Genomic DNA, 23,006 nt, shown 5'->3' with positions numbered 1-23,006 from the left:
GTGCAGTCCATGATGGTGATGGCGACGAAGATGCCGCATATCGGGCGCGGTTAGCCTATCGGCGTAGCAGTGTGAAGATGGCAGAGGCACCCCAGCCCGCCGCGATCGCAATCGAAATCGACATCAGGCCGTAAAGAAACGCATTTTCGTGGGCAAGGTTGTACAGCCACCGTTCCAGCCCGACTTTGCGCACCGGAATTGTCGTGATGTATTCGTCGATGACCTTACCGTCACGGGTCAGAAAGATATGCGCCTCGTAGTCGCCTTCGATCAGGTTCGCAGGCAAGGTGATCGCGGCCCGGAACAGGGTTTCTTCCTCCAGATCCACCGCCCCTTCCAGCACTTGATACAGCCCGTCGCCCGCCCGAATGCGGATCAGGGCCTGTGTAAAGGACCGGCTGTCTTCGACCACCGCCCCGACCGAGCGGATGACACGCGGGATGGTGATCCTGTAGCGCAAGTCCTCGACATCGCTCAGGACTTCGGGCATCGGTGCGGTTGTCGCAACGGCATAGAACGAGGGGGCGGCGTCGACCTCTACCCCTTCGGTGTTCACCCAGATGCCGAGGCGGCGATCCTTGCGGCGCACCGTTACGGGCTGCTCTGGCCCCGCAACTGTGACGATGACGCCGAGTTGACTGTCATCCGGGATCGGAGCATCGCGCTTGATGGCACCGAATACAAGGATGTCCGATCCTTCAAACGTCGCTGTAATGGCGACCTCGTCGCGGCTGAGGCCGAGCACGATTTCTTCGGCTTTCAGGGGTGTGGCCAGCAGCACCAGGAGTGCGAGCAACCGGATCACGAGTGGCCACCGGTGCCGAGCGAGTAAAGCTCGCTGGGCATCACCAAAAGGTCAAAGGCCAGCTTTCCACAAACGGCCAAGACCATGATGGCGAGCCAGATGCGCAATTGCTCTGCCTTCATCTTCACGCCGATCCGTGTGCCGATCTGGGCACCGATCACGCCCCCGACCAGCAAAAGAACCGCAAGAACGATATCAACGGTAAAGTTGGTCGTCGCGTGCAGCATGGTGGTGAAGGCAGTGACAAAGATGATCTGAAACAGCGAGGTTCCGACAACCACCTTGGTTGGCATGCCAAGCAGATAGATCATCGCAGGCACCATGATGAAGCCACCGCCAACACCCATGATCGCGGCCAGTACACCGACCAGAAGCCCGACCAGAAGCGGCGGGATCACAGAAATGTACAGCCCCGAAACCCGAAACTTCATCTTGAAAGGCAGGTTGTGGACCCAGTTATGCTTGCGCCGCGTTGGCACTGTTCTGCCCGTCTTGGCAGAGCGCCGGATCGCGTTCAGGCTTTCGATGAACATCAAGGTGCCGATCATGCCAAGGAACACGACATAGCAAAGCTGGACCAGAAGTTCGACCTGACCCAGTGCCTTGAGATAGTTGAACAGGATGATGCCCAGACCGGACCCGATCAGGCCCCCGATCAGTAGGACCGTTCCCATCTTGAGGTCGACGGTCTTGCGTTTCAGGTGCGCAAGCACACCGGAAAAAGAGGAGGCTACGATCTGGTTGGCTTCGGTCGCCACGGCCACGGCGGGCGGAATACCGATAAAGAACAAAAGCGGCGTCATCAGGAACCCGCCACCCACACCGAACATGCCCGAAAGAACGCCCACAATTCCGCCCAGTCCCAATAAAAGGAAGATATTCACCGAAACTTCGGCGATGGGGAGGTAAATCTGCATGAACTGATCCGGGCGCTTGTGCCTGTGGCGTTACCAAAACGGTTTCATCCTGCCAAGTCAAACACTGACATGCTCATTATGTTGCAATCGCAGCAATTCCGCGGTTTGGCCTTATCAATGCGTGAAAACTGGACTTAATCCAGATCGGACAGAAACCGGCGCAGGACCTTTTCGAGCTTGGCTGCCCCGATCGGCGCCATCGCTTTGGTATGTTCGTGGCTGATTGCCTCGTCACTCATTCCTGCCGCCATATTCGTGATGGTCGAGATCGCAGCGGCCTTGAGCCCAAGAAAACGCGCGAGGATCACCTCGGGCACGGTGGACATGCCGACTGCGTCAGCGCCCAGCATGGCGATGGCGCGAATTTCGGCGGGTGTTTCGAATGAGGGGCCGGAATACCACGCATAGACACCATCATACATCTCAACGCCCGTGGCCGTTGCGGCGGCGCGTAGTCCTGCGCGCACCTGTGGGTCGTAAGCGTCCTTCATCGGCACAAACCGCGCGTCCGTAGGTTCACCGATCAGCGGGTTGAGCCCTGAAAAGTTGATATGGTCAGACAGACACATGATAGAGCCTGTCGGCATATCGGGCCGCATCGACCCTGCCGCATTGGTTGCGATCATCGTGTCTGCGCCAAGTTCTTTGAGCACTTCCAAGGGCAGCCGCATCGCATCTGCGCGCCCGCTTTCATAGTAATGCGCGCGCCCGCCAAAAACGGCCACGCGCACGCCTTCAAGATCGCCGATCACAAGATTGGGGTTATGCCCCGAGACACCCGCATGCGGGAAGCCCGGCAGGTCGGTGTAGGGGATTGACACCCCGTTCACGCTGTCTGCGATATGCCCCAAGCCCGAGCCAAGGATCAGACCGATGCTGACGGGCGCATCGCCCGTCCTTTCGCGGATGCTGACGGCAAGCGCCTTAGCGTTCTTTGACATAGGGTTCGCCCCCTGCGCGTGGCGGGATGGCCTTGCCGACAAAGCCTGCAAGGATCACCACGGTCAGGATAAACGGCAGCACGTCAAGGAACTGTCCATTGACCTGGAAACCGATCATGCGCTCGATCACGTCAGAGCGTAGCGACATCGCCTGCAGAAAGCCAAACAGCAGACAGGCATAAAGCGCGTACCAAGGCCGCCATTTGGCAAAGATGAGCGCGGCAAGCGCGATGTAGCCCCGGCCGGCGGTCATGTCCTTCACAAAGCCCGCTTGCAGCGCGGTCGCAAGGTAGGACCCTGCAATCCCGCAAAGAAGGCCACAAATACCCACCGCGGCAAAGCGGAGCCAGATGACCGAAACGCCAGCGGTATCAACCGCGGCAGGGTTCTCGCCCACAGCCCGCAAGCGCAGGCCGAAACGTGTGCGGTAAAGGATCCACCATGTCAGCGGCACCATCAGCAGCGCCACATAGACAAGGATCGTATGGCCAGAGATCAGTTCGTAATAGATCGGCCCAAGGATCGGGACCTCTCTGAGGGCTTCGGCAAAGGGCAGTTCAATCGGGTTGAACCGCGCGTCTCCAGACAGTTGCGGGGTCCGGCCTCCTTGGCGGAACCAGCTTTGCGCGACCACGACCGTCAATCCCGCCGCCAGAAAGTTGATCGCGACGCCCGAAATCAACTGGTTGCCCCGAAACGTGATCGAAGCCAACCCGTGGATCAGCGACAGCACCATGGAGGCGCCAATGCCAGCCAAAAGCCCGAGCCAGACGCTGCCGGATACGGCTGCGATCGCCGCCGATAGAAAGGCTGCGGCCAGCATCTTCCCTTCCAGCCCGATATCAAAGATACCGGCCCGCTCTGAATAAAGACCTGCAAGACAGGCCAGCAGAAGCGGGGTCGCCAGACGCATGGTTGCGTCCAGCATTTGCAGAAGGGTCGCAAAGTCCATTTAGGCTGCTTTCTCCATCAGGAAGGGGAAGAGATCAAAGAAACGATCTGCGACCTCGGGGTTGCGCCGCAATGCGGCCTCGGCCTGTGCCTGGGTGATGTCGACCGCCTGCGTCCGGTCACGGCGCAAAAAGAACTGCAACCCCAGCATCGCGTCGAACCTTTCATCTGTGATGAATGGATCATGGGGGACGCGGGGCATCACGGTCTCGCTTGGCATCAGCACGCTTGTCGGTCTTTGCAGCGACAAAAGCGCCACCAGATGGGGCGGCACCTCTTCTGCGGGGGTTTGGTCAATCACGTGGTGAACCCACTGGTGGAGTTCTTCCATCGAAATCATGCCGAGTGCCAAACAACTCAGCACAAAGCCTAGGTCTGCGCCGGTGTCGTCATCGACACCGATCTTGAATGGTCCTGCCTTCATGTTCTTGCTCTCCTCATTGATAGGAATAGCCGCTCGAGCGGCATGCGCACCATGTTATCCAGTGCGCCCGTGAAGAGGATTACCAATGCCTGTATTACGATAATCAACTCACGGGGGATCGACGTCCATAGGGCGAGTTCTGCGCCGCCTTGATATAGAAAGCCGAAAAGAAGGGCCGCCAGCAATACCCCGAAAGGATGGCTGCGACCCATGAGTGCGACGGCGATGCCAATAAAGCCCGCCCCCTCCACTGCGTTCAGGACCAGCCGTTCGGCCTCGCCCTGTACGTTGTTGATGGCCATCATGCCGGCAAGAGCGCCCGAGATAAGCATGGCAACCATGATAATTTTTGTCGGGCTGATGCCCGCATATTTCGCGGCTGATTCCGAGTGTCCAAAGGACCGGATTTCATAGCCAAGCCGCGTTTTCCAGATCAGCGCCCAAAGGGCCAAGCAGGCTGCAAGGCCCACGAAGAAAGTGATATTCGCAGGCGCACCCCGGAAGAATGTCGTGTCGCCCCAGTTGAACATATCCTGAAAGGACGGCAGATGCGTGGCTTCCGGGAATTTGGCCGTTGCAGGCTCCATCGAGCCGGGCACTTTCAGCGCGCCAATCAGAAGGTAGTTCAACAATGCCGCTGCGATAAAGTTGAACATGATCGTCGTGATCACGATGTGGCTGCCACGTTTGGCCTGCAAAAAGGCGGGGATCGCCGCCCATGCTGCCCCGAACAGCGCCGCCATGAGCGTTGCACCAAGCAGCGCCAGCGTCCAATGCGGCCAAGGGATGAAAAGACAGGCCAAAGCCACGCCCAAGCCGCCCAGAACCGCCTGACCTTCGCCGCCGATGTTGAACATGCGCGCATGGAACGCGATGGAGACGGCAAGGCCGGTAAAGATGAAGTTTGTCGCGTAATAGAGCGTGTAGCCCCAGCCATAGGTGGAGCCCAAAGCGCCGCTGACCATCAGCTTGAGCGCCGCCCAAGGGTTTTCACCGATCGCAAGGATCACTAGGGCAGACAGGATAGCCGCAAGCAGGATCGAGATCAGAGGGATCAGGATCACATCTGCCCACTTTGGCATGACGTCCATTACGCCGCCTCCCCGCTCATGCCTGCCATCAGCAGTCCGAGTTCTTTTTCATCTGTTTCTTGAGGCATCCGCTCGCCCATTATTTTTCCGTCAAACATAACCGCAATCCGGTCAGAGAGCGACAAAATCTCTTCTAACTCCACGGAAACCAACAAAATTGCTTTGCCCTGATCCCTAAGTGCAACAATCTGTTGGTGGATGAATTCGATCGCACCGATGTCCACACCCCGCGTCGGTTGGCCGATCAGAAGCAAATCGGGGTTGTGTTCGATCTCGCGGGCCAGCACGATTTTTTGCTGGTTGCCGCCGGAAAAACTCTTGGCGGCAAGGGTAGGATCGGGAGGACGCACGTCGAAGCGGGCCATTTTCTCTTCGGTGTCCTTGCGGATGGCGGCATTGTCCATGAACAGCTTTGAGCGCTGGTAAGCGGCATCATGATGATAGCCGAAGGCCGTGTTTTCCCACGCCTGAAAATCCATGATCAGCCCTTCGCGCTGCCGGTCTTCGGGCACATGGCTGATCCCACGGGCCCGCCTGCTTTGCCCGTCCGAATGCGCACCGGTCAAGTCGATTTCTTCGCCATTCACCCTGATCGAGCCGGTGGCTTTTTCATACCCGCCCAGCACCTCGAGCAGTTCCGACTGGCCGTTGCCCGCAACGCCCGCAATACCGAGGATTTCGCCAGCATGGACGTCAAAACTCACGCCCTTGAGCCTATGGACCCCTTTGCTGTCCGTGACATTGAGGTTTTTGACTTCTAGGATCTTGCGCCCGATTGTGGCGGGTGCCTTATCCACGCGCAGGAGGACTTTGCGCCCGACCATCAGTTCGGCAAGTTCCGGCGGGCTGGTTTCGGATGTCTTGACCGTCGCGGTCATCTCGCCGCGCCGCATCACGCTGACCGTGTCAGTGATTTCCATGATCTCGCGCAGTTTATGCGTGATCAGGATGATTGTTTTTCCCTCGCGCTTGAGGTTTTCAAGGATGCGGAACAGGTGGTCAGCCTCGGCAGGCGTCAGCACGCCGGTGGGTTCGTCGAGGATCAGGATATCGGCCTTGCGGTAAAGCGCCTTGAGGATTTCAACACGCTGCTGCATCCCCACGCCTACCTCTTCGATCAGGGCATCGGGATCGACGTTGAGTTCGTATTCTTCTGCAAGGCTTTTCAATTCGCGGCGCGCGCGCGCCAGCGAGGGGCGCAGCAGGCCGCTGTCTTCTGCCCCCAGCACCACGTTTTCGAGCACGGTAAAGTTTTCAACCAGCTTGAAATGCTGGAACACCATGCCGATGCCTGCGGCAATCGCGGCTTGACTGTCAGGGATCGACGTTTTCTTGCCCGCGATGAAAATCTCGCCTTTGTCGGCTTTGTAGAACCCGTAAAGGATCGACATGAGCGTGGACTTGCCCGCCCCGTTTTCACCGATGATCCCGTGGATTGTACCGGGCATCACGCGGATCGAGATATCTTTGTTCGCTTGAACAGGGCCAAAGGCTTTGGAGATGCCTTTCAGTTCAATGGCGGGGGCTACGTCGGTCATTGGGGCACCTGTCGTTGAAATGCAAAAGGCCGCGCAGATTTCTCGGCGCGGCCTTGTTGTTATGGCCTATGCATCAACTTAGAAGTCGAGCGCTGGGCAGCTTTCGTCGGATGTGTAGTCGTGGACCATCAGTTCACCGGAAGCGATGGAGGCAGCAGCGGCATCAACAGCCGCCTGCATGTCAGCTGACACCAGATCTGCGTTGAATTCGTCCAGCGCATAGCCGACGCCTTCGTTGGCGATGCCCATGACGTTAAAGCCGGTCTCAAGGTCGGTCCCTTGGCTGAACGCTTCGTAAACCGCGTTATCAACGCGCTTGAGCATGGATGTCAGAACTTCGCCCGGGTGCAGGTAGTTCTGGTTGGCGTCCACGCCGATCGACAGGATGTCTTCGTCTGCTGCGGTTTGCAGAACACCAACGCCAGTGCCGCCAGCTGCGGCAAATACAACGTCAGAGCCTTGGCTGATCTGTGCCAATGTCAGCTCGGAGCCCTTTACCGGGTCGTTCCAAGCGGCAGGTGTTGTGCCTGTCATGTTGGCGATGACTGTCGCATCCGCGTTCACGGCTTTAACGCCCTGTGCATAGCCACATGCGAATTTGCGGATCAGCGGGATGTCCATGCCGCCGACAAAGGACACTGTGCCTGTCTCGGAGGCCATCGCAGCCATCATGCCGACAAGGTAGGACCCTTCATGCTCGTTGAACACAACAGAGCGGACGTTTGGCGCGTCAACAACCATGTCGATGATTGTGAACTTGGTATCAGGGTAATCAGCAGCCACCTCAGCCAGTGGAGTGGCCCATGAGAAGCCTGCCATCACGATCGGGTTTGCACCGGATTCGGCGAAGCGACGGATCGCCTGCTCGCGTTGTGCATCGGACTGGATTTCGACTTCGGCGTAAGTGCCACCGGTCTCTTGTGCCCAACGCTCTGCGCCGTTGTAGGCGCTTTCATTGAAGGATTTGTCGAACTTGCCGCCAAGATCGAAAAGGATCGCAGGGTCTGCTGCAGCTGCACCAGCTGTCAGGGCCAGCGCTGCGGTTGCGCCAAGAAATTTTTGCGTAAGGGTCATTTTTGTCTCCCAGGTCGTTTCGCGAGGTTTATGCGCGTCGTTGCGCGTACCTCTGTTAAATGGTCGAGCCGATCGTATGTCGGGTCATCACCAGATAAGGCCTTGCCTTGGTGGGAAGATCAACAGCTTTTTGGACGTTCTGTGCAGAGTCAGCGATTGAATCGCGACTTATCCACGGGTTGACGTAGGGTTAGTTGGTCTTGAGGTCTTTGCGCAGCACGAGGGCTGCCACAGGTGCCGCGTTTTTGGGCAGGTAATAACCGGGGCGGCGGCCCACTTGGTGGTAGTTTTCCGCCTTGTAGAGCGTCTGGGCAGGCAGATTATCCTCGGCCACTTCCAGAAAGATTTCGCGGGCTCCTGCCAAGGCCGCGGCATTCTCGGCATCCTTTAGGGCGGCACGCGCCAGCCCTTGCCGCCGTTTTGCAGGATCGGTCGCGATGGTCAGCACTTCGGCCTCGTCAGCCACAATGCGCATCAGAATGAAACTGTCGCAATTTCCCCGCCACAAGGTGCCCGAATGGCCAAGCAAGTCCGCAAATTCTTGCACCGACCAAGCGCGCGTTGCGCTGAACGCCTTGGCATGAAGCGCGGCCATGTCTTCGGGTGTCATGGCAGTAAAACGGGTGCTGGATCGCGCGGCGGGGCGGCGTCGGCACTGCGGATATAAAGCGGAGCGGGGCGCGCATGGTTTGTAGCCAGACGGCTGGCCGCTATTCTTGCGGTCGCGGCGATCAGCATATGCGGCGGCTTTTGTGGGCCGGCCTCTCTCGCGCGAAGTTCCGGTTCTGAAGGGTTACCCGTTTCTGGAAAGCTTTGCGCATAGGATTGCCCGCGCGGGGCGGGGATGGTCGCGATATAGGGTAGAGCTTCTTCATAGGCACGGGCCTCGAATCCGTTCACGCCAATCGCGGGTTTGCCCAAGCCCAAAGACAGGCCGCGCGCGGCAGCAAGCGAAATCCGGATACCGGTAAAGTTGCCTGGGCCGACGCCGACCCCAATGCCATCAAGGTCGGCCCAAGACAGCCCCGCGGCATCCAACATTTCCTCAAGCATCGGCATCAGGTGTTCCGCTTGACCTTTGGCCATTTCATCGACGCGGGTCACAATCCTGTCGCCCAATAGCAAAGCGGCGGCGCAATGCGCCGCCGATGTGTCAAATGCAAGAATAATGGGGTTAGGCTGCAACAGGCCGGACCTCGACCACCTCGGGGATGTAGTGGCGCAGCAGGTTTTCTATACCCATTTTGAGCGTCAACGTGGATGACGGGCAGCCTGCGCAAGCACCCTGCATATGCAGGTAAACGACGCCGCGCTCGAACCCGTGGAATGTGATGTCGCCGCCATCTTGGGCCACAGCAGGACGCACGCGGGTATCCAGCAATTCCTTGATCTGGTTGACGATCTCGCCGTCTTCGCCGGTGTGTTCGGCATGGCCGCTGGCAGGCTTATGGTCGTCCGCCATGACGGATTGACCGGACTGGTAATGCTCCATGATCGCGCCAAGGATACCTGGCTTGATATGGTCCCATTCGACATCGTCCGCTTTTGTCACGGTCACGAAATCAATACCGAAGAAAACGCCAGACACGCCGCCCGTCGCGAAAATGCGTTTCGCGAGGGGGGAGTTTTCCGCGGCCTCGACGCTTGGGAAATCGGCGGTGCCGACCTCGAGCACGTTCTGGCCGGGCAGAAACTTGAGCGTTGCGGGGTTTGGTGTCGATTCAGTCTGGATGAACATGGGGCCAACCTTTTTTGTCAGGCTTTAGATATGAGCGCGGCATGCCCCTCTGTCAAGGTTTGGAACGATTCTAAAATACGGGATCAGGTGATCGCTTCAAGCCGTTCCTTGGACAGATCCCCCGGCACGATGGTGATCGGGATTGGCAAACTGCCCGATTGGCGGCTGAGATGGGTGACCAGCGGGCCGGGCCCTTTGTTGTCGGTACCAGCGCCCAGCACCAGAATACCGATTTCGGGGTCTTCGTTGATTTGCGCCATGATCTCGGCCAAAGGCTCACCTTCGCGGATGATCAGCTCGGGATTGATGTTTTGTTTGTCACGCATCCATTTCGCGAAAACTTCAAAATGCACTTCGATCCGTTCGCGTGCTTCGGCACGCATGATTTCACCAACGCCAATCCAGTGATTGAATTCATCGGGGGGTATAATCGACAAGATTGCAACGCCGCCCCCAGATCTTGTTGCGCGCATCGCGGCGAACCGCATCGCATTCAGGCACTCGCGGCTGTCATCTAGCACGACCAAGAACTTACGCATGATGGACTCCCTCTTGGTCGGATTGTGGAGCAACAGTCAGCCGGTGGCAACGTCCGATTGATGCGCGCGTTGTGTCTGGGCTCAAGCAGTGCTTGCGGCCCAGTCCCAATACAGTTCCCGCACTTTGCGCGTGACGGGCCCGACCTGATATTGCTGATCCTCAAAGGCAGTGACAGGCGTGACCTTGGACATATTGCCGGACAGGAACACTTCGTCAGCGCCCCGGAAATCGTCGAAGGTCAGGACTGTTTCATGAACGGTAACCCCTTCGGCCCGCAGGTTGGACATATGTCGTGCCCGCGTAATCCCGGCCAAAAAAGTACCATTGGCGATGGGAGTGAAAACTTCGCCGTCTTTGACCATAAAGACGTTCGCAGTTGCTGTTTCCGCAACATTTCCCATTGCGTCAGCAACCAGTGCATTACCAAAGCCCCGCGTACGGACCTCTGCCAGCATCCGCGCGTTGTTGGGATAAAGGCAGCCCGCTTTGGCGTTGACCACAGCACTTTCCATTACAGGTCGTCGAAAGCGGGTTAGTCCCAGTGTTGTGGACGCGGTCGGCGCGGCAAAGGGGATTTCCTCAAGACAGATTGCGAATCCCGTGCCTTCGGGGCTTGGCACGATCGCGGTCACATCGCCGTTGATCGCCCAATACATCGGCCGGATATAGACCGCCGCCCCTTCGGCATAGGCTGCGAGCCCTTCTTTGGTGATTGCGATCATGTCTTCTGTGCTGACGGTCGGCGTGATCATCAGGGCCTCTGCGGATCTATTTACCCGCGCACAATGCAAGTCCAGATCCGGCATCAGCCCGTTCACAAAGCGCGCGCCGTCAAAGACCGTTGTTCCCAGCCAAGACCCGTGGTCAGCGGCGCGCATGATTGGCACATCGCCTTCATGCCATCTGCCTTCGAAATACGTGCGGATATTCTTGCCGGTGGCCATGATCGTTGCTCCTTTTCAGGCAAACATTAGGCGCGGCAAATAGCGAGGTAAAGGAGTGTGGCGTCCAATGCCGGGGAACATTGGACGCCAGATTGACCCAAGTGTCTCGGGGCGGAACGGCACCCGGGTGTGGCTGGCAGAGCGAATCTATACCGCGCTTTGACAGGGTCTCAGGTGCAAGATTCAGTTTTGTGACGGTCTGTCAGCCAGCGCCATGATCGCTGCAATATCCAGCCGTGCATTGACCATCTGGAGCGTGCCATCCGCATTGCGGGGCCAAACTGTTTGGGGTTTGTCCACGTAAAGCTCGACCCCGTTTTCGTCAGGGTCCCGCAGATAGACTGCTTCGCTAACGCCATGGTCCGCAGCCCCATCCAGCGGGATGCCCGCATGCGCGATGCGGACAAGCACCTCGGCCAAGGCTTTGCGGTCCGGATAAAGAAACGCGGAATGATAAAGTCCCGTGTGCCCCGCGGGCGGTGGCGTTGCGCCAAGGCTCTCCCATGTGTTCAGCCCGATATGGTGATGATAGTCACCAGCGGCCAGAAACGCCGCTCCAGTCCCGTAGCGTTGGGTCAATCTGAAACCCAGGATATCGGAATAGAAGGCCACTGACCGATCAAGGTCAGACACCCGCAGATGCACATGGCCCACGCGGGCAAAGTTCGAGGCTGACATCATACAAGTCCTTATGATTGATGCGCCCAACCCTAGACGACCGCACCAACGCACAAAACTGCTATTTTTGCAGAGCCACTGTGCGCAATCTCAGGATCGCAGCAGCCCCACGATGTCATAGGTCTGGCGCAGGATCGGTTCTGCAATCGCGCGGGCTTTGACAGCACCTGCACCCAAAATCCGGTCAATCTCGGCGGGGTCTGCCATGAAGCGGGCCATTTCTTCGGAAATCGGCGCGAGTTTCGCCACTGCCAGATCGGCTAGAGCGGGTTTGAACGTGCCCCAGCCCGCCCCGGGGTATTCCGCGATCACGGCTTCGGCGGTCATGTCGTTCAGGGCCGCATAGATTTCCACAAGATTGCGGGCCTCTGGACGATCCGACAGACCTTCGACGGTTTCGGGCAGCGGCGCGGGATCGGTTTTCGCCTTCTTGAACTTCTTGGCGATCGTATCGGCGTCATCGGTCATATTGATGCGTTCCATATCGCTTTCGCCGGATTTCGACATCTTCTTGGTCCCGTCGCGCAGGTTCATGATGCGCATGGCAGGGCCTTCGATGACAGGGGTGGTCAATGGAAAGAACTCTGTCTTGAAGTCGTGGTTGAATTTGGATGCAATGTCGCGGGTCAATTCGACGTGCTGTTTCTGGTCCTCGCCCACAGGAACGTGGGTGGCGTGGTAGAGCAGAATGTCAGCCGCCATCAGCGCAGGATAGGCATAGAGCCCAAGCGAGACCTTTTCCGCATTGCTGCCCGCTTTGTCCTTGAACTGGGTCATGCGGTTCATCCAGCCGACACGGGCCACACAGTTAAAGATCCAGCCCAATTCGGCATGGGCAGAAACTTGGCTTTGGTTGAACAGGATCGACTGGCTGGGGTCCAGACCTGCCGCAAGATAGCCTGCCGCCACTTCGCGGGTCATATTTGCCAGCTCTTTGGGGTCCTGCCAGACGGTGATCGCGTGCATATCGACCACGCAATAGATCGTTTCCATCTGTCCTTGCATGCCGACAAAGCGTTTGATCGCTCCCAGATAATTGCCCAGCGTCAAACCGCCGGAAGGTTTGATTCCGGAAAAGACGCGCGGAGTGAATGTGGTCTGGGTCATGATGCAAATGTCCGGGCTGGATTTCGGTGCTGGGGTCGCATACCCATGCCAGACAGACCCGTCAACTTCAACCACGTCAGGATGATCCGCATGAAGCCCGAAAGCCCGATCAATGCCCTGCCGCCAGTGGTGATTGCGCTGACGCTTTTGATTTTGGGGATCGAGGCTGTGTTTCAACTGGCCAACGCCGGTCTGATCGGTGGACCGCGCGGCGTAGGCTGGCGGTTTGCTGCGATAGAGGAGTTCGGCTTTTCAGCAGCTGTTCTGGACCGTGTCATCGTGAATGGCGACTATTCTTTCGACATGCTCAAGCGCTTTGTGACCTATCCCTTTATCAATGTGCAGCTGACCCAAGTGGCGTTTTGTGCCGCACTGACGCTGGCTTTGGGCAAGTTCACGGCCGAGTTCTATGGCGGCCTGAAGGTGCTGGGCCTGTTTCTGGCGACAAGCATTATCGGGGCGATTGTCTACGGTCTGCTGGTTGATGGCCGCTATCCGCTGCTGGGGGGATTTACCCCTGTCTATGGTCTGATCGGGGCCTATACCTATGCGCTCTGGCTGCAGTTGGGCAAAGCAGGTGAAAAGCAGATCCGTGCATTTCAGTTGATCGGCTTCTTGCTGTTGATCCAGCTTATTTTTGGCATCTTCGCGGGACTCATCTATGCCGCCCCACCACCGCCAAGCTGGATTGCAGAACTGACAGGGTTCTTTGCGGGTTTCTTGATTTCGATCGTGCTGGCACCGGGAGGCTGGGCAGCCCTTTTGCATCGGATGCGCCAAAGATCCTAGCGGCGCATATTCCGGCGGAATTCTGAGAGTTTGAATGCGCCGATCAACTGTCCGATACCAAAATAGCTTATGATACCAGCCAGAACCAAGCCCAAGAGAGCAACGTAGCGCAGGGTCGGGACGGCGAAAAACGGCTTCATGGTGATAGAGAGGATCATGAGGATCGCCCCCATGCCAAGGGCCGCAAGGACAATCCGCGCCAGCCGCCGTTTGAACCGTGCATCAAATTTCGCGGCATCGCCCATCGTCTTTGTCCCGCGCCACAATAGCAGTACCATGGCCCAACCTGTGATGGTTGTCCCGATCGCCGCCGCAGAGAAGCCGATCACAGGCGACAATCCTATGGCAAGCCCCGCATTCAGCGCCATCGCGGCAAGCGCATAGTAGAAGGGGCGTTTGGTATCTTCACGCGCAAAGAAAAGCGGTTGCAGGGTTTTTTGCAGGACGAATGCAGGCAGGCCAAGTCCGTAGATGGCGACAGCCAAGGCGGTGGCTGCCGTGTCATCGCTTGTGAACGCGCCCCGTTCGAACAGCACGCTGACCAAGGGTAACGGGATGACCATCAAGGCGACAGCCGCCGGGATGGTCAGTGCAAGCGAGATTTCCGATGCGCGGTTGAATGCGTCGCGGCCACCAGCTTCGTCACCGGCCCGCAGACGCCGCGACAAATCAGGCAGCAAGACCACGCCAATAGCGATTCCGACAACGCCCAGTGGCAGTTGGTAAAGCCTGTCCGCGTAATTGAGCCAAGCGACGGCCCCGTCAAAGAAACTCGCCACCTGACGCCCAACCAGAAGGTTGATCTGCACGACTCCTCCCGCAAGTGCTGCGGGGGCTGCGATCATGGCAAGGCGCTTGAGTTCAGGCGTCATCCGGGGGCGACCTATGCGCAAGGCAAAGCCAGCCCGTTTGGCTGCGAACCAGACAACCGCCAACTGCGCGATCCCCGCGACCGGGACCGCATAAGCGAGCGCTTGGCCGAGGTATACTTGGCCTCCGGTACCAGAAAAATCATACCAGCGTGCGGCGATCAGGAGTGCCGCGATGAAGATGAGGTTCAAAAGCACAGGCGCACCTGCTGCTGCCGTGAAACGTCCTGTTGCGTTCAGCACGCCGGAGAGAAGCGCCGACAAGGAAATGAACAGGATATAGGGGAATGCGATCCGGCCATAATAAACCGCCAGATCGAATCTTTCAGACCCCAAAAACCCGCTGGCCATCAGGGTCACAAGTGCAGGCATGAAGATGACGCCGATCACCGTAAAAACCGTCAGGATGCTGCCCAAGCCAACAAAAGCATCTTGCGCGAAACGATGCGGATTATCGTCCGCTTCCAGCTTTTTGGAAAACATCGGCACGAAGGCCATGTTGAAGGCACCTTCGGCAAAGAACCGGCGGAAAAGGTTGGGCAGGGAAAAGGCGACCAGAAACGCCTCGGCGACGGGTCCTGTTCCAAGGTAGGCCGCGATCATGATGTCGCGCACGAACCCCATGACCCTGCTAAGAAGTGTCCAGATACCGACTGTAAAAAAACCAGCCATCAGGCGGATCGGTTTCATGCGTGGCACCCCAAAGTTTTCAAAAACTTTGGTCCAATTTTCCCGCAAAAATTGGCATCCTGCACCCGGTTCACCCTGCTACGGCGCGTTCGGCGCCCTGTGTGATCGCTTCGCGCAATTTGCGTTCCAGTGCTGCGCGTTTGGCCTCTGAATAGTATTTCAGACCGACCATATCCTTGACATAGAAGGTATCCACCACCTGCTCGCCATAGGTGGCGATGACAGCAGAGGCGATATAGACATGGCTGGCCGCCAGTGTCCGCGTCAGATCATACAAAAGCCCGGGGCGATCGCGGGTATCGACCTCGATGATGGTATAGATTTCCGAGCCTTCATTATCAAAGCTGATGATCGTCGGTACCCTGAAGGCCCGCTCGCGCTTTTTGATCTTGTCTTTGTCTTTCAGCGCCTCGCGCGCTACCACTTCGCCATTTAGAGTGCGCTCGATCATCCTGCGCAGACGCGGCAAACGGGCGGCCTCATAGGGGTTGCCATCATCGTCCTGCACCCAGAACACCGCCGTCGCATAGCCGTCCTTGGAGGTATAGGTCCGCGCATCGACGACGTTTGCGCCCACAAGCGCCAGCGCACCCGTCATCCGGCTGAACAGCCCCGGATGGTCGACCATGGCAAAGCAGGCGCGGGTCGCATCGCGCTCTTCATCCAGCATCAGATCAATCTTGACTTCATCATCCGAGATATCGCGCAGCAGGTTTGCAAAAATCAGTTGTGCAGACAGAGGAAGCCCTTGCCAGTAAGGGCCATAATGCCGCCCCATCTCGCTCTTGATGGCTTTGCTGTCCCAATTGGAAATTTCCGCGCGCAACGCCCGTTTTGCTTCTGCCTCCTGGCTTTCGCGGTTGAGATCCTCCAAACCCGTCTGGAGTGCGGCTTTTGTCGCCTTGTAAAGATTGCGGATCAGCACGGCCTTCCAGTTGTTCCACGTGCCAGGACCGACCCCGCGAATATCGCAGACAGTCAGAACCGTCAGCAAATCCAGCCGCTCCACCGATTTCACAGCATTCGCAAAGCCCCGCACCGTGCGCGGCTCCGAGATATCGCGCTTCTGCGCCACATCGGACAGCAGCAGATGATAGCGGATGAGCCACTCGACTGTTTCACATTCTTTCTTGTTCAGACCCAGACGTGGTGCGACCTTGCGTGCAATCTGGGCACCGAGGATTGAATGATCCTCGTGTTGCCCCTTGCCGATGTCATGCAGCAATAGCGCCACATAAAGCACTTTACGGTTCACCCCGCGGTCCAGAATACCGGACGCGACAGGCAGTTCCTCGATCAGTTTCTTGCGCTCGATCTGGGCAAGGTTGCTGATGCATTGGATGATGTGTTCGTCCACCGTGTAGTGATGGTACATGTTGAACTGCATCATCGCGACGATGGGTGCGAATTCGGGGATGAATGCGGCGAGTACGCCCAACTCGTTCATCCGTCGCAAGGCCCGCTCTGGATTGCCGTGCTTGAGCAACAGGTCGACAAAGATGCGCCCCGCTTCTCGGTCTTCGCGCATCTCCCCGTCAATCAGATGCAGGTTTGCGGCAAGCAGGCGCATCGCATCCGGATGCAGCAAAGTGCCGGTCCGCAGTGCCTCTTCGAATATCCGCAGCATATTCAGCTTGTCCGCAAAGAACGCTCTTTCGTCTGCGACGGTCAGCCGGTTTTGTTTGATGGCATAGGGCGGCTTGGCGCGCTTGCGGCGTGTTAGTAACTTTAGGAGGGTTGGTTCAGATTTGGTATGGTTCGCTTCCAGTGCCGTAAGGAAGATGCGCGTCAATTCACCTACATTCGTGGCCTGCCGGAAATAGGCCTGCATGAAGTGTTCCACCCCGCGCCGCCCGCCGTGATCCCTGTATCCCATCGCTGCGGCCACCTCGACCTGCATGTCGAAGGTCAGTTGATCCACCGCCCGCCCTGAAATCAGATGCAGGTGGCATCGCACGGCCCAGAGAAAATCTTCGGCGGTGACAAAGGTTTCGAATTCTTCCCGCGTAAAGACCTTGAGGCCAACCAGATCGGCGGCATCCTTGACGCCGTTCACATATTTGCTGATCCAGAAAAGCGATTGCAGGTCCCGCAGCCCTCCTTTGCCTTCTTTCACGTTGGGTTCTACCATATAGCGCTGCCCGCCTTGTTTGCGGTGCCGCTCGGCCCGTTCGGCAAGTTTTGCTTCGATGAAATCGCTGGCGGTCGATTTGAAGAGGTCGGACCAGAGCTTGTTGCCAAGTTCCTTCGCAAGTCCGGCGTCTCCTGCCAGATAGCGATATTCGACCAGTGATGTCCGGATGGTATAATCCGCACGGGCCAGCCTGATGCAGTCTTTGACCGTGCGGCTGGCATGTCCGACCTTCAGCTTGAGATCCCAAAGCATATAGAGCATCGATTCGATGACGCTCTCTGCCCAAGGTGTAATCTTGTACGGCGTCAGAAAAAGCAGATCGACATCCGAGAAAGGTGCCATTTCGCCCCGCCCATAGCCACCGACCGCGATCAGGGAAAGACGCTCGCCTTCCGTCGGATTGGGCAGAGGATGAAGCTTGTCGGTCGCCACACCAAGGATGATCTCGATGATCTGGTCAGTCAGCCAACTATAGGACCGTGTCGCTTGTCGAGCAGCAAAAGGTTGGGCCTGAAATGCCTTTGCAATTGCGTCCATCCCTGCTTTGCGCGCCTCATTCAGAATCGCAACAACAGCCTGCCGTATTTCTTTTTCAATGCCTTCCGCAGCAATTTCCGAAGCGATTCTCGCCTGCACGGCGGCACGGTCAAAAATAACGGACGCCGGACAGATCAAACTATCCGGCGTTTGGTTTTGTTCTGGCATAGCGGGCCTAGAAGCCGGCGCCACCAAAGTTTCTTGGGGCTTGTTCAAGGATTACAACCTGATTGTCTTGGATGGTAGCAACGGCAAGGCCGCGCTGATTAAGGCCGTTTGACAAAAGTCGGAAGACGCCTGTGGTGCCACGGAACCCTTGTGGCTGCGTCAAAGCATCTTTTGTGAGTGCATCGGTATTGCCAGCAGCGGCCAGGGCGCCAATTGCCGCGATCCCATCATAGGCCAGCCCAGCGAGCGGGTGGGGGGTCTCGCCGTAGGTCGCGACATATCGGTTTGCAAACAAAGCGGACGTGCCAGGGTCCGGCAGCGCAAACAGTCCACCTTCAAGCCCTGCAAGTGCGGTCAATTGAGGCAAGGTGTCCCACCGTGTCAGACCGATGAACCGGCTGCGCGTAGTGTCCATACCCGCATCTGGCAAAGCTGTTGCCACGATAGGAAGATCGGCATTTGCGCCTGCCGTTGTGAAAACGGCCTGAGCGCCCGCACTGTCGATATTTGAGACAATGCGCCGTGTTGATGCGAAAATCCCTTGTTGGGACAATGGATAGCTTTCGACACCAACGACCTGTCCCCCATTCGCCTGAACTGCCGCTGTAATTGCGTCTCGTCCGACCTGACCGGGCAGATCGTTTCCATGCAGGACCAAGTAGCGGCTGATCCCTTGACGGTTGGCATATTTGACAAGCCGGTCGGCGGTATTTTCAAAAGTCGCGCCAAGCACAAAGACATTGCCGCCGGCAAAGGCCGGATTGTTGGAAAAGGCGAGGACATTCACGTCACGCCCGGCGATTGCGACACCGGCTGCATTTGCAGCTTCTCCGTAAAGCGGGCCGATAATGATCTTTGCACCGTCATCCACGGCCTGCCGTGCCGAGGCAGCTGCTTGTTCCGGGTTGCCACCTGCTGTGTTGTAGACACGCAGATTGATAGTCGCGCCCTGCAAGTCGGCAATCGCAAGCCGCGCCGCGTTCTCGAAGTTGCGCGCAAGCTGGTTGTCGGTTTCCTGTTGCGACGCGCCCGGTACCAGCAGGGCAACCTGGATCGGCGCGGATGGGTCGATCTGCTGACCGACATTTGCATCCGTCGCCAAAGGCACATCGCAGGCGGCAAGCCAAAGGAAAGCGGTAAGGGCAAAAAAGCGTGCAAGTAACTTGCGGGCGCTACTGAAACGGGCGAACATGACGACTATCCCTCCTGGCTTGTGCGGCTGGTTTAGCGGCTTTTGCCGATTGCCCCGCCACGATATCGAGGCTCATCATAAAGCAGGGGGCACGCGGGTCCAGAGATGAATTATAAAAGCCAGCCACTCTCTGCCGGTCTCTACTTTGTTGCGACCCCTATCGGTTCGGCACGCGACATGACTTTGCGCGGCTTGGACATTCTGGCGAGCGCTGATCTGATTGCGGCAGAAGACACGCGAACAGCCAGAAAACTGATGGAAATCCATGGTGTTCCACTAAACGGTCGCAAGGTTGTGGCGTTTCACGATCACAGTGGGGACGGGGCGGTTGTGCGTTTGGTTGCAGATATGCAAGCCGGAAAATCGGTGGCCTATGTTTCCGAGGCCGGAACGCCGCTTGTTGCTGATCCGGGCTATGAGTTGGGCCGGGCTGCTATTGCTGCGGGATTGCCCATCACGTCTGCACCCGGTGCCTCTGCGGTCTTGGCAGCGCTGACGGTGTCAGGTTTGCCGACCGACCGGTTTGCTTTTGTGGGCTTCCTGCCCGCCGCAAAGAAACAACGCGAGACAGAGATCGCAGCCTTGCGCGATGTCCCATTCACGTTGGTATTTTATGAAAGCCCGAAACGTGTTGGGGAAATGTTAGGTAATTTGCGTGATATTCTGGGGGAAGGTCGGCAAGCGGTCGTTTGTCGCGAACTGACCAAGAAATTTGAAGAAGTGACACGTGGCGATTTGGGCGAACTGGCGGGCGCGTTTGGAGACCGGCAGGTTAAGGGCGAAATTGTCGTTCTGGTCGGTCGGGCCGGGGCCACGGATGTTGCGGACTTGGATGTGACCGATGCTTTGCGCGAGGCGATGAAAACGATGCGGGTCAAAGATGCAGCGACCGTGGTTGCGGGTGCTTTGGGACTGCCGCGCAGGCAGGTTTATCAGCTGGCGCTTGGTTTGGGAGAAGACGAATGACAGGTTCTGTCGGTTATCACGCGGGGCGCGTTGCTGAGGATATCGTCGCTTTCGACTACGTGCGGCGCAATCATGGCATCGCGGCGCGGCGTTGGCGCGGTCAGTCGGGAGAGATTGATTTGATTGCACGTGATGGCGACACGGTTGTCTTTGTCGAGGTCAAGAAAAGTCGCAACTTTGGTGCGGCGGCAGCACGATTGGGGCGTCGCCAGATGGATCGGATCGTGGCAAGCGCAGGCGAGTTTCTTGCGGGCGAACCGCGTGGGCAATTGACGGATGTGCGCTTTGATCTTGCTGTGGTGAATGCGGTCGGTGCCCTAAGCGTGATCGAAAACGCATTTATGGAGATGTGACAGCCCATTGCACACAGCGCGCCGCTGAGCCATGAACAGGTCAGATATCAACTGAACGAGGCGTTACCATGTCGCTCAAGATCGCATTCCAGATGGACCCGATTGGGCCGATCAACATTGATGCAGACAGTACGTTTCGCATCGCCGAAGAGGCGCAGGCGCGTGGGCATAGTCTGTTTTACTATACGCCTGATCGGCTTGCCTATGATCAGGGCCGGGTGACAGCCAAAGGCTGGCCGTTGACGGTACAGCGGGTGAAGGGCGATCACTTTGGACTGGGTGAGGAACAGACCGTTGATCTGGCGGATTTTGATGTTGTCTGGCTGCGGCAGGACCCGCCGTTCGACATGGCCTATATTACCACGACCCACATCCTTGATATGATCCACCCCGCTACGCTGGTCGTGAATGATCCGTTCTGGGTCAGGAACTATCCTGAAAAGCTTCTGGTTCTGAACTTTCCCGATCTGACCCCGCCCACGATGATCGCCCGTGATTTTCAGACCTTGCGCGGGTTTCGCGCCGAACATGGGGATGTCATTCTCAAGCCCCTCTACGGAAACGGCGGCGCTGGCGTATTCAAGATGAAGTCGGACGACAGTAACCTTGCTTCGCTCCATGAATTGTTTGCCGGTATCAATCGCGAACCCCTGATTATGCAGAAGTTTTTGCCGGCAGTCTCGAAGGGTGACAAGCGAGTGATCCTTGTCGATGGCGAACCTGTCGGCGCCATCAACCGTGTGCCTGCCGCGGGCGAAACCCGATCCAACATGCATGTTGGAGGCCGCCCCGAAAAGGTCGCCCTGACCGCGCGCGACCGAGAGATTTGTGCCCGCATCGGCCCGCTTTTGCGCGAGAAAGGCCAGATCTTTGTCGGGATCGACGTGATTGGCGACTGGCTGACCGAGATCAACGTGACCTCGCCCACCGGGATTCAGGAGCTGGAGCGGTTTGACGGTGTCAACATCGCGGAAAAGATCTGGCTCGCGATCGAAGCGCGCCGCTAGACCTCTTTCGCCATGGCAAGCCGGTAGCTGACCGCTTCGGCCACATGCGGTTTGCGCACATCTTTTGCCCCTTCGAGGTCGGCGATAGTCCGTGCGACCCGCAAGACCCGGTGATACCCGCGCGCTGTGAGCCCAAAGCGTTCGGCCACTTTCACCAAGAGCGCCCGGCCTTCGGGGTCAGGTGTAGCGACTTCATCCAGCAGATGCCCTTCGGCGTCGGCATTGACCCGCGCTGCCGGGTGATCGCGAAACCGTCTTTCCTGAATATCCCGTGCGGAGGCGACCCTCTGTGCCACGCTGCCGGAAGATTCGCCGTCTTGCGGCAAATCCAGATCGGTAAAGGCCACAGGGGGCACTTCGACGCGCAAATCAAACCGGTCCATGAGAGGCCCCGATATCCGCCCCATGTAGTCCTCGCCGCAGATCGGCACCCGCGCGCAAGCTCGCGCCGGGTCGGTAAGATAGCCGCATTTGCAGGGATTTGCCGCGGCGACCAGCATGAACCGGCAGGGATAGCGCACATGGGCATTGGCCCGCGCTACAACCACCTCGCCGGTTTCGATGGGTTGGCGGAGGGTTTCCAGCACGGTGCGCGGAAATTCCGGAAACTCGTCCATGAAAAGCACCCCATTATGCGCAAGGCTGATTTCGCCGGGTTTGGCGCTGCGTCCGCCCCCCACGATGGCCGCCATAGAGGCAGTGTGATGCGGTTCGCGAAACGGGCGTTCGCGGTTGATCCCGCCTTCGTCCAACAGGCCCGAGAGGGAATGGATCATCGAGGTTTCAAGCGCTTCGGTCGGTGTGAGGGGCGGCAAGATGCCAGGAATACGTGCGGCCAGCATGGATTTGCCAGAGCCGGGAGAGCCCACCAAAAGCAGGTGATGCCGCCCTGCGGCTGCGATTTCCAAGGCCCGTTTAGCCCGTTCCTGCCCTTTGACTTCGGACAGATCGCGCGCCGTGGTGCGGCCCAGTACCTCGCCGGGCTCACTTGGCTGAAGGACCGCTTGGCCGGTGTAGTGGCGGACCACATCTGCGAGGGTCCGGGGCGCGATTACATTGGCCGCGCCAACCCATGCCGCCTCTGCCCCGCAGGCTTGCGGGCACAAAAGCGTCCGGTCGTCCTGTGCCGCGGCCATCGCGGCGGGCAATGCGCCGACAACCGGCACCAGGGTTCCATCAAGCGAAAGTTCACCCAAGGCGACCGTTTGCGCCGCGCTGTCTTGCGGGACGATGTCCAGTGCGGCCAGTAACGCAAGGGCTATGGGAAGGTCGAAATGGGATCCTTCTTTGGGCAGGTCGGCAGGGGACAGGTTCACCGTGATCCGTTTCGACGGCAGCGCAATGGCCATTGCAGTGAGTGCCGCGCGTACCCTTTCGCGCGCCTCCGACACCGCCTTGTCGGGCAGACCAACGATGGAGAATGCAGGAATGCCCGGCGTCACCGCGCATTGCACTTCGACCAGTCGCGCCTCGATCCCTTCAAATGCCACAGTATAGGCCAGTGCGACCATCACCAATTCCCCGTTTGTTGGTTAACGGGTAGGTGATCTGGG

23 protein-coding genes are annotated in these 23,006 nt (G+C 58.1%); 4 read left to right on the top strand and 19 right to left on the bottom strand.

Translation table 11 applies throughout. The features are described 5' to 3' along the window. Positions 1 to 55: 55 nt before the first annotated feature. From NWQ23_RS11475 to trpS, 15 genes are all read right to left on the bottom strand, one after another. Positions 56 to 805, bottom strand: a complete 750-nt coding sequence (locus NWQ23_RS11475; protein ID WP_306166496.1) for a TIGR02186 family protein — start codon at positions 803 to 805, stop codon at positions 56 to 58. Then, positions 802 to 1,722: a sulfite exporter TauE/SafE family protein gene (locus NWQ23_RS11470; RefSeq protein ID WP_306166495.1), complete on the bottom strand. Its 921-nt coding sequence runs from the start codon at positions 1,720 to 1,722 to the stop codon at positions 802 to 804. Before NWQ23_RS11470 ends, NWQ23_RS11475 begins: the two co-directional genes overlap by 4 nt. A 134-nt stretch (positions 1,723 to 1,856) precedes the next feature. Beyond that, positions 1,857 to 2,663, bottom strand: coding sequence for a purine-nucleoside phosphorylase (locus NWQ23_RS11465; RefSeq protein ID WP_306166494.1), 807 nt, complete (start codon positions 2,661 to 2,663; stop codon positions 1,857 to 1,859). Beyond that, the gene (locus NWQ23_RS11460) at positions 2,647 to 3,615 is read right to left on the bottom strand and encodes an ABC transporter permease (protein WP_306166493.1); all 969 of its coding nucleotides are present in this window, start codon (positions 3,613 to 3,615) and stop codon (positions 2,647 to 2,649) included. The genes NWQ23_RS11465 and NWQ23_RS11460 overlap by 17 nt, the downstream gene beginning before the upstream one ends. Then, on the bottom strand, positions 3,616 to 4,038 hold the full coding sequence (locus tag NWQ23_RS11455) for a hypothetical protein (RefSeq protein WP_306166492.1): 423 nt from the start codon (positions 4,036 to 4,038) through the stop codon (positions 3,616 to 3,618). Continuing rightward, on the bottom strand, positions 4,035 to 5,129 hold the full coding sequence (locus NWQ23_RS11450) for an ABC transporter permease (protein ID WP_306166491.1): 1,095 nt from the start codon (positions 5,127 to 5,129) through the stop codon (positions 4,035 to 4,037). Before NWQ23_RS11450 ends, NWQ23_RS11455 begins: the two co-directional genes overlap by 4 nt. Further along, the gene (locus NWQ23_RS11445) at positions 5,129 to 6,667 is read right to left on the bottom strand and encodes an ABC transporter ATP-binding protein (RefSeq protein ID WP_306166490.1); all 1,539 of its coding nucleotides are present in this window, start codon (positions 6,665 to 6,667) and stop codon (positions 5,129 to 5,131) included. The genes NWQ23_RS11450 and NWQ23_RS11445 overlap by 1 nt, the downstream gene beginning before the upstream one ends. A 78-nt stretch (positions 6,668 to 6,745) precedes the next feature. After that, positions 6,746 to 7,741: a BMP family protein gene (locus NWQ23_RS11440; protein ID WP_306166489.1), complete on the bottom strand. Its 996-nt coding sequence runs from the start codon at positions 7,739 to 7,741 to the stop codon at positions 6,746 to 6,748. 190 nt (positions 7,742 to 7,931) lie between these two features. Then, positions 7,932 to 8,336 (bottom strand): GNAT family N-acetyltransferase, encoded by a 405-nt coding sequence (locus NWQ23_RS11435; RefSeq protein ID WP_306166488.1) that lies wholly within the window; start codon positions 8,334 to 8,336, stop codon positions 7,932 to 7,934. 11 nt (positions 8,337 to 8,347) lie between these two features. Next, on the bottom strand, positions 8,348 to 8,926 hold the full coding sequence (gene tsaB / locus NWQ23_RS11430; RefSeq protein ID WP_306166487.1) for a tRNA (adenosine(37)-N6)-threonylcarbamoyltransferase complex dimerization subunit type 1 TsaB: 579 nt from the start codon (positions 8,924 to 8,926) through the stop codon (positions 8,348 to 8,350). Then, the gene (locus tag NWQ23_RS11425) at positions 8,916 to 9,479 is read right to left on the bottom strand and encodes a NifU family protein (RefSeq protein WP_306166486.1); all 564 of its coding nucleotides are present in this window, start codon (positions 9,477 to 9,479) and stop codon (positions 8,916 to 8,918) included. The genes tsaB and NWQ23_RS11425 overlap by 11 nt, the downstream gene beginning before the upstream one ends. Positions 9,480 to 9,562: 83 nt before the next feature. Next, positions 9,563 to 10,018 (bottom strand): universal stress protein, encoded by a 456-nt coding sequence (locus NWQ23_RS11420; RefSeq protein WP_306166485.1) that lies wholly within the window; start codon positions 10,016 to 10,018, stop codon positions 9,563 to 9,565. Positions 10,019 to 10,099: 81 nt separating this feature from the next. Further along, positions 10,100 to 10,963 (bottom strand): branched-chain amino acid aminotransferase, encoded by an 864-nt coding sequence (locus NWQ23_RS11415; RefSeq protein WP_306166484.1) that lies wholly within the window; start codon positions 10,961 to 10,963, stop codon positions 10,100 to 10,102. 183 nt (positions 10,964 to 11,146) lie between these two features. After that, entirely contained in the window at positions 11,147 to 11,641 is a 495-nt protein-coding gene (locus tag NWQ23_RS11410; RefSeq protein ID WP_306166483.1) for a VOC family protein, read from the bottom strand. Positions 11,642 to 11,731: 90 nt separating this feature from the next. After that, positions 11,732 to 12,748 (bottom strand): tryptophan--tRNA ligase, encoded by a 1,017-nt coding sequence (gene trpS, locus NWQ23_RS11405; RefSeq protein WP_306166482.1) that lies wholly within the window; start codon positions 12,746 to 12,748, stop codon positions 11,732 to 11,734. Between the two features lie 45 nt (positions 12,749 to 12,793). Here trpS and NWQ23_RS11400 point away from each other — a divergent pair, with 45 nt between their 5' ends. Then, positions 12,794 to 13,537, top strand: coding sequence for a rhomboid family intramembrane serine protease (locus NWQ23_RS11400; RefSeq protein WP_306166481.1), 744 nt, complete (start codon positions 12,794 to 12,796; stop codon positions 13,535 to 13,537). On the opposite strand, the gene murJ is transcribed toward NWQ23_RS11400, so the two are convergent. The 3 genes from murJ to NWQ23_RS11385 form a co-directional block, all read right to left on the bottom strand. Continuing rightward, on the bottom strand, positions 13,534 to 15,096 hold the full coding sequence (murJ, locus tag NWQ23_RS11395; RefSeq protein WP_306166480.1) for a murein biosynthesis integral membrane protein MurJ: 1,563 nt from the start codon (positions 15,094 to 15,096) through the stop codon (positions 13,534 to 13,536). The genes NWQ23_RS11400 and murJ overlap by 4 nt on opposite strands. Before the next feature lie 70 nt (positions 15,097 to 15,166). After that, entirely contained in the window at positions 15,167 to 17,935 is a 2,769-nt protein-coding gene (locus NWQ23_RS11390) for a [protein-PII] uridylyltransferase (protein ID WP_306166479.1), read from the bottom strand. A 7-nt stretch (positions 17,936 to 17,942) separates the two neighbouring features. Next, positions 17,943 to 19,127, bottom strand: a complete 1,185-nt coding sequence (locus tag NWQ23_RS11385) for a penicillin-binding protein activator (protein WP_306166478.1) — start codon at positions 19,125 to 19,127, stop codon at positions 17,943 to 17,945. Between the two features lie 105 nt (positions 19,128 to 19,232). Between NWQ23_RS11385 and rsmI the strand changes: the two genes are divergently transcribed. The 3 genes from rsmI to gshB all read left to right on the top strand — a co-directional run bounded on the left by rsmI (position 19,233) and on the right by gshB (position 21,453). Beyond that, the gene (gene rsmI, locus NWQ23_RS11380; RefSeq protein WP_306166477.1) at positions 19,233 to 20,093 is read left to right on the top strand and encodes a 16S rRNA (cytidine(1402)-2'-O)-methyltransferase; all 861 of its coding nucleotides are present in this window, start codon (positions 19,233 to 19,235) and stop codon (positions 20,091 to 20,093) included. Next, positions 20,090 to 20,446: a YraN family protein gene (locus NWQ23_RS11375; RefSeq protein WP_306166476.1), complete on the top strand. Its 357-nt coding sequence runs from the start codon at positions 20,090 to 20,092 to the stop codon at positions 20,444 to 20,446. The genes rsmI and NWQ23_RS11375 overlap by 4 nt, the downstream gene beginning before the upstream one ends. 68 nt (positions 20,447 to 20,514) lie before the next feature. Beyond that, positions 20,515 to 21,453, top strand: coding sequence for a glutathione synthase (gene gshB, locus NWQ23_RS11370; RefSeq protein WP_306166475.1), 939 nt, complete (start codon positions 20,515 to 20,517; stop codon positions 21,451 to 21,453). Here gshB and NWQ23_RS11365 read toward each other — a convergent pair. After that, positions 21,450 to 22,964 carry a YifB family Mg chelatase-like AAA ATPase gene (locus tag NWQ23_RS11365; RefSeq protein ID WP_306166497.1) on the bottom strand — a complete coding sequence of 505 codons (1,515 nt, stop codon included), beginning with the start codon at positions 22,962 to 22,964 and terminating at the stop codon, positions 21,450 to 21,452. The genes gshB and NWQ23_RS11365 overlap by 4 nt on opposite strands. Between the last annotated feature and the right edge of the window lie 42 nt (positions 22,965 to 23,006).

The sequence above is a fragment of the Yoonia sp. genome, assembly GCF_030731595.1.
Taxonomy (GTDB): Bacteria; Pseudomonadota; Alphaproteobacteria; order Rhodobacterales; family Rhodobacteraceae; genus Yoonia.
Note: the sequence above shows the minus strand (reverse complement) of the source record. Positions and strands in the feature narration are given on the sequence as shown.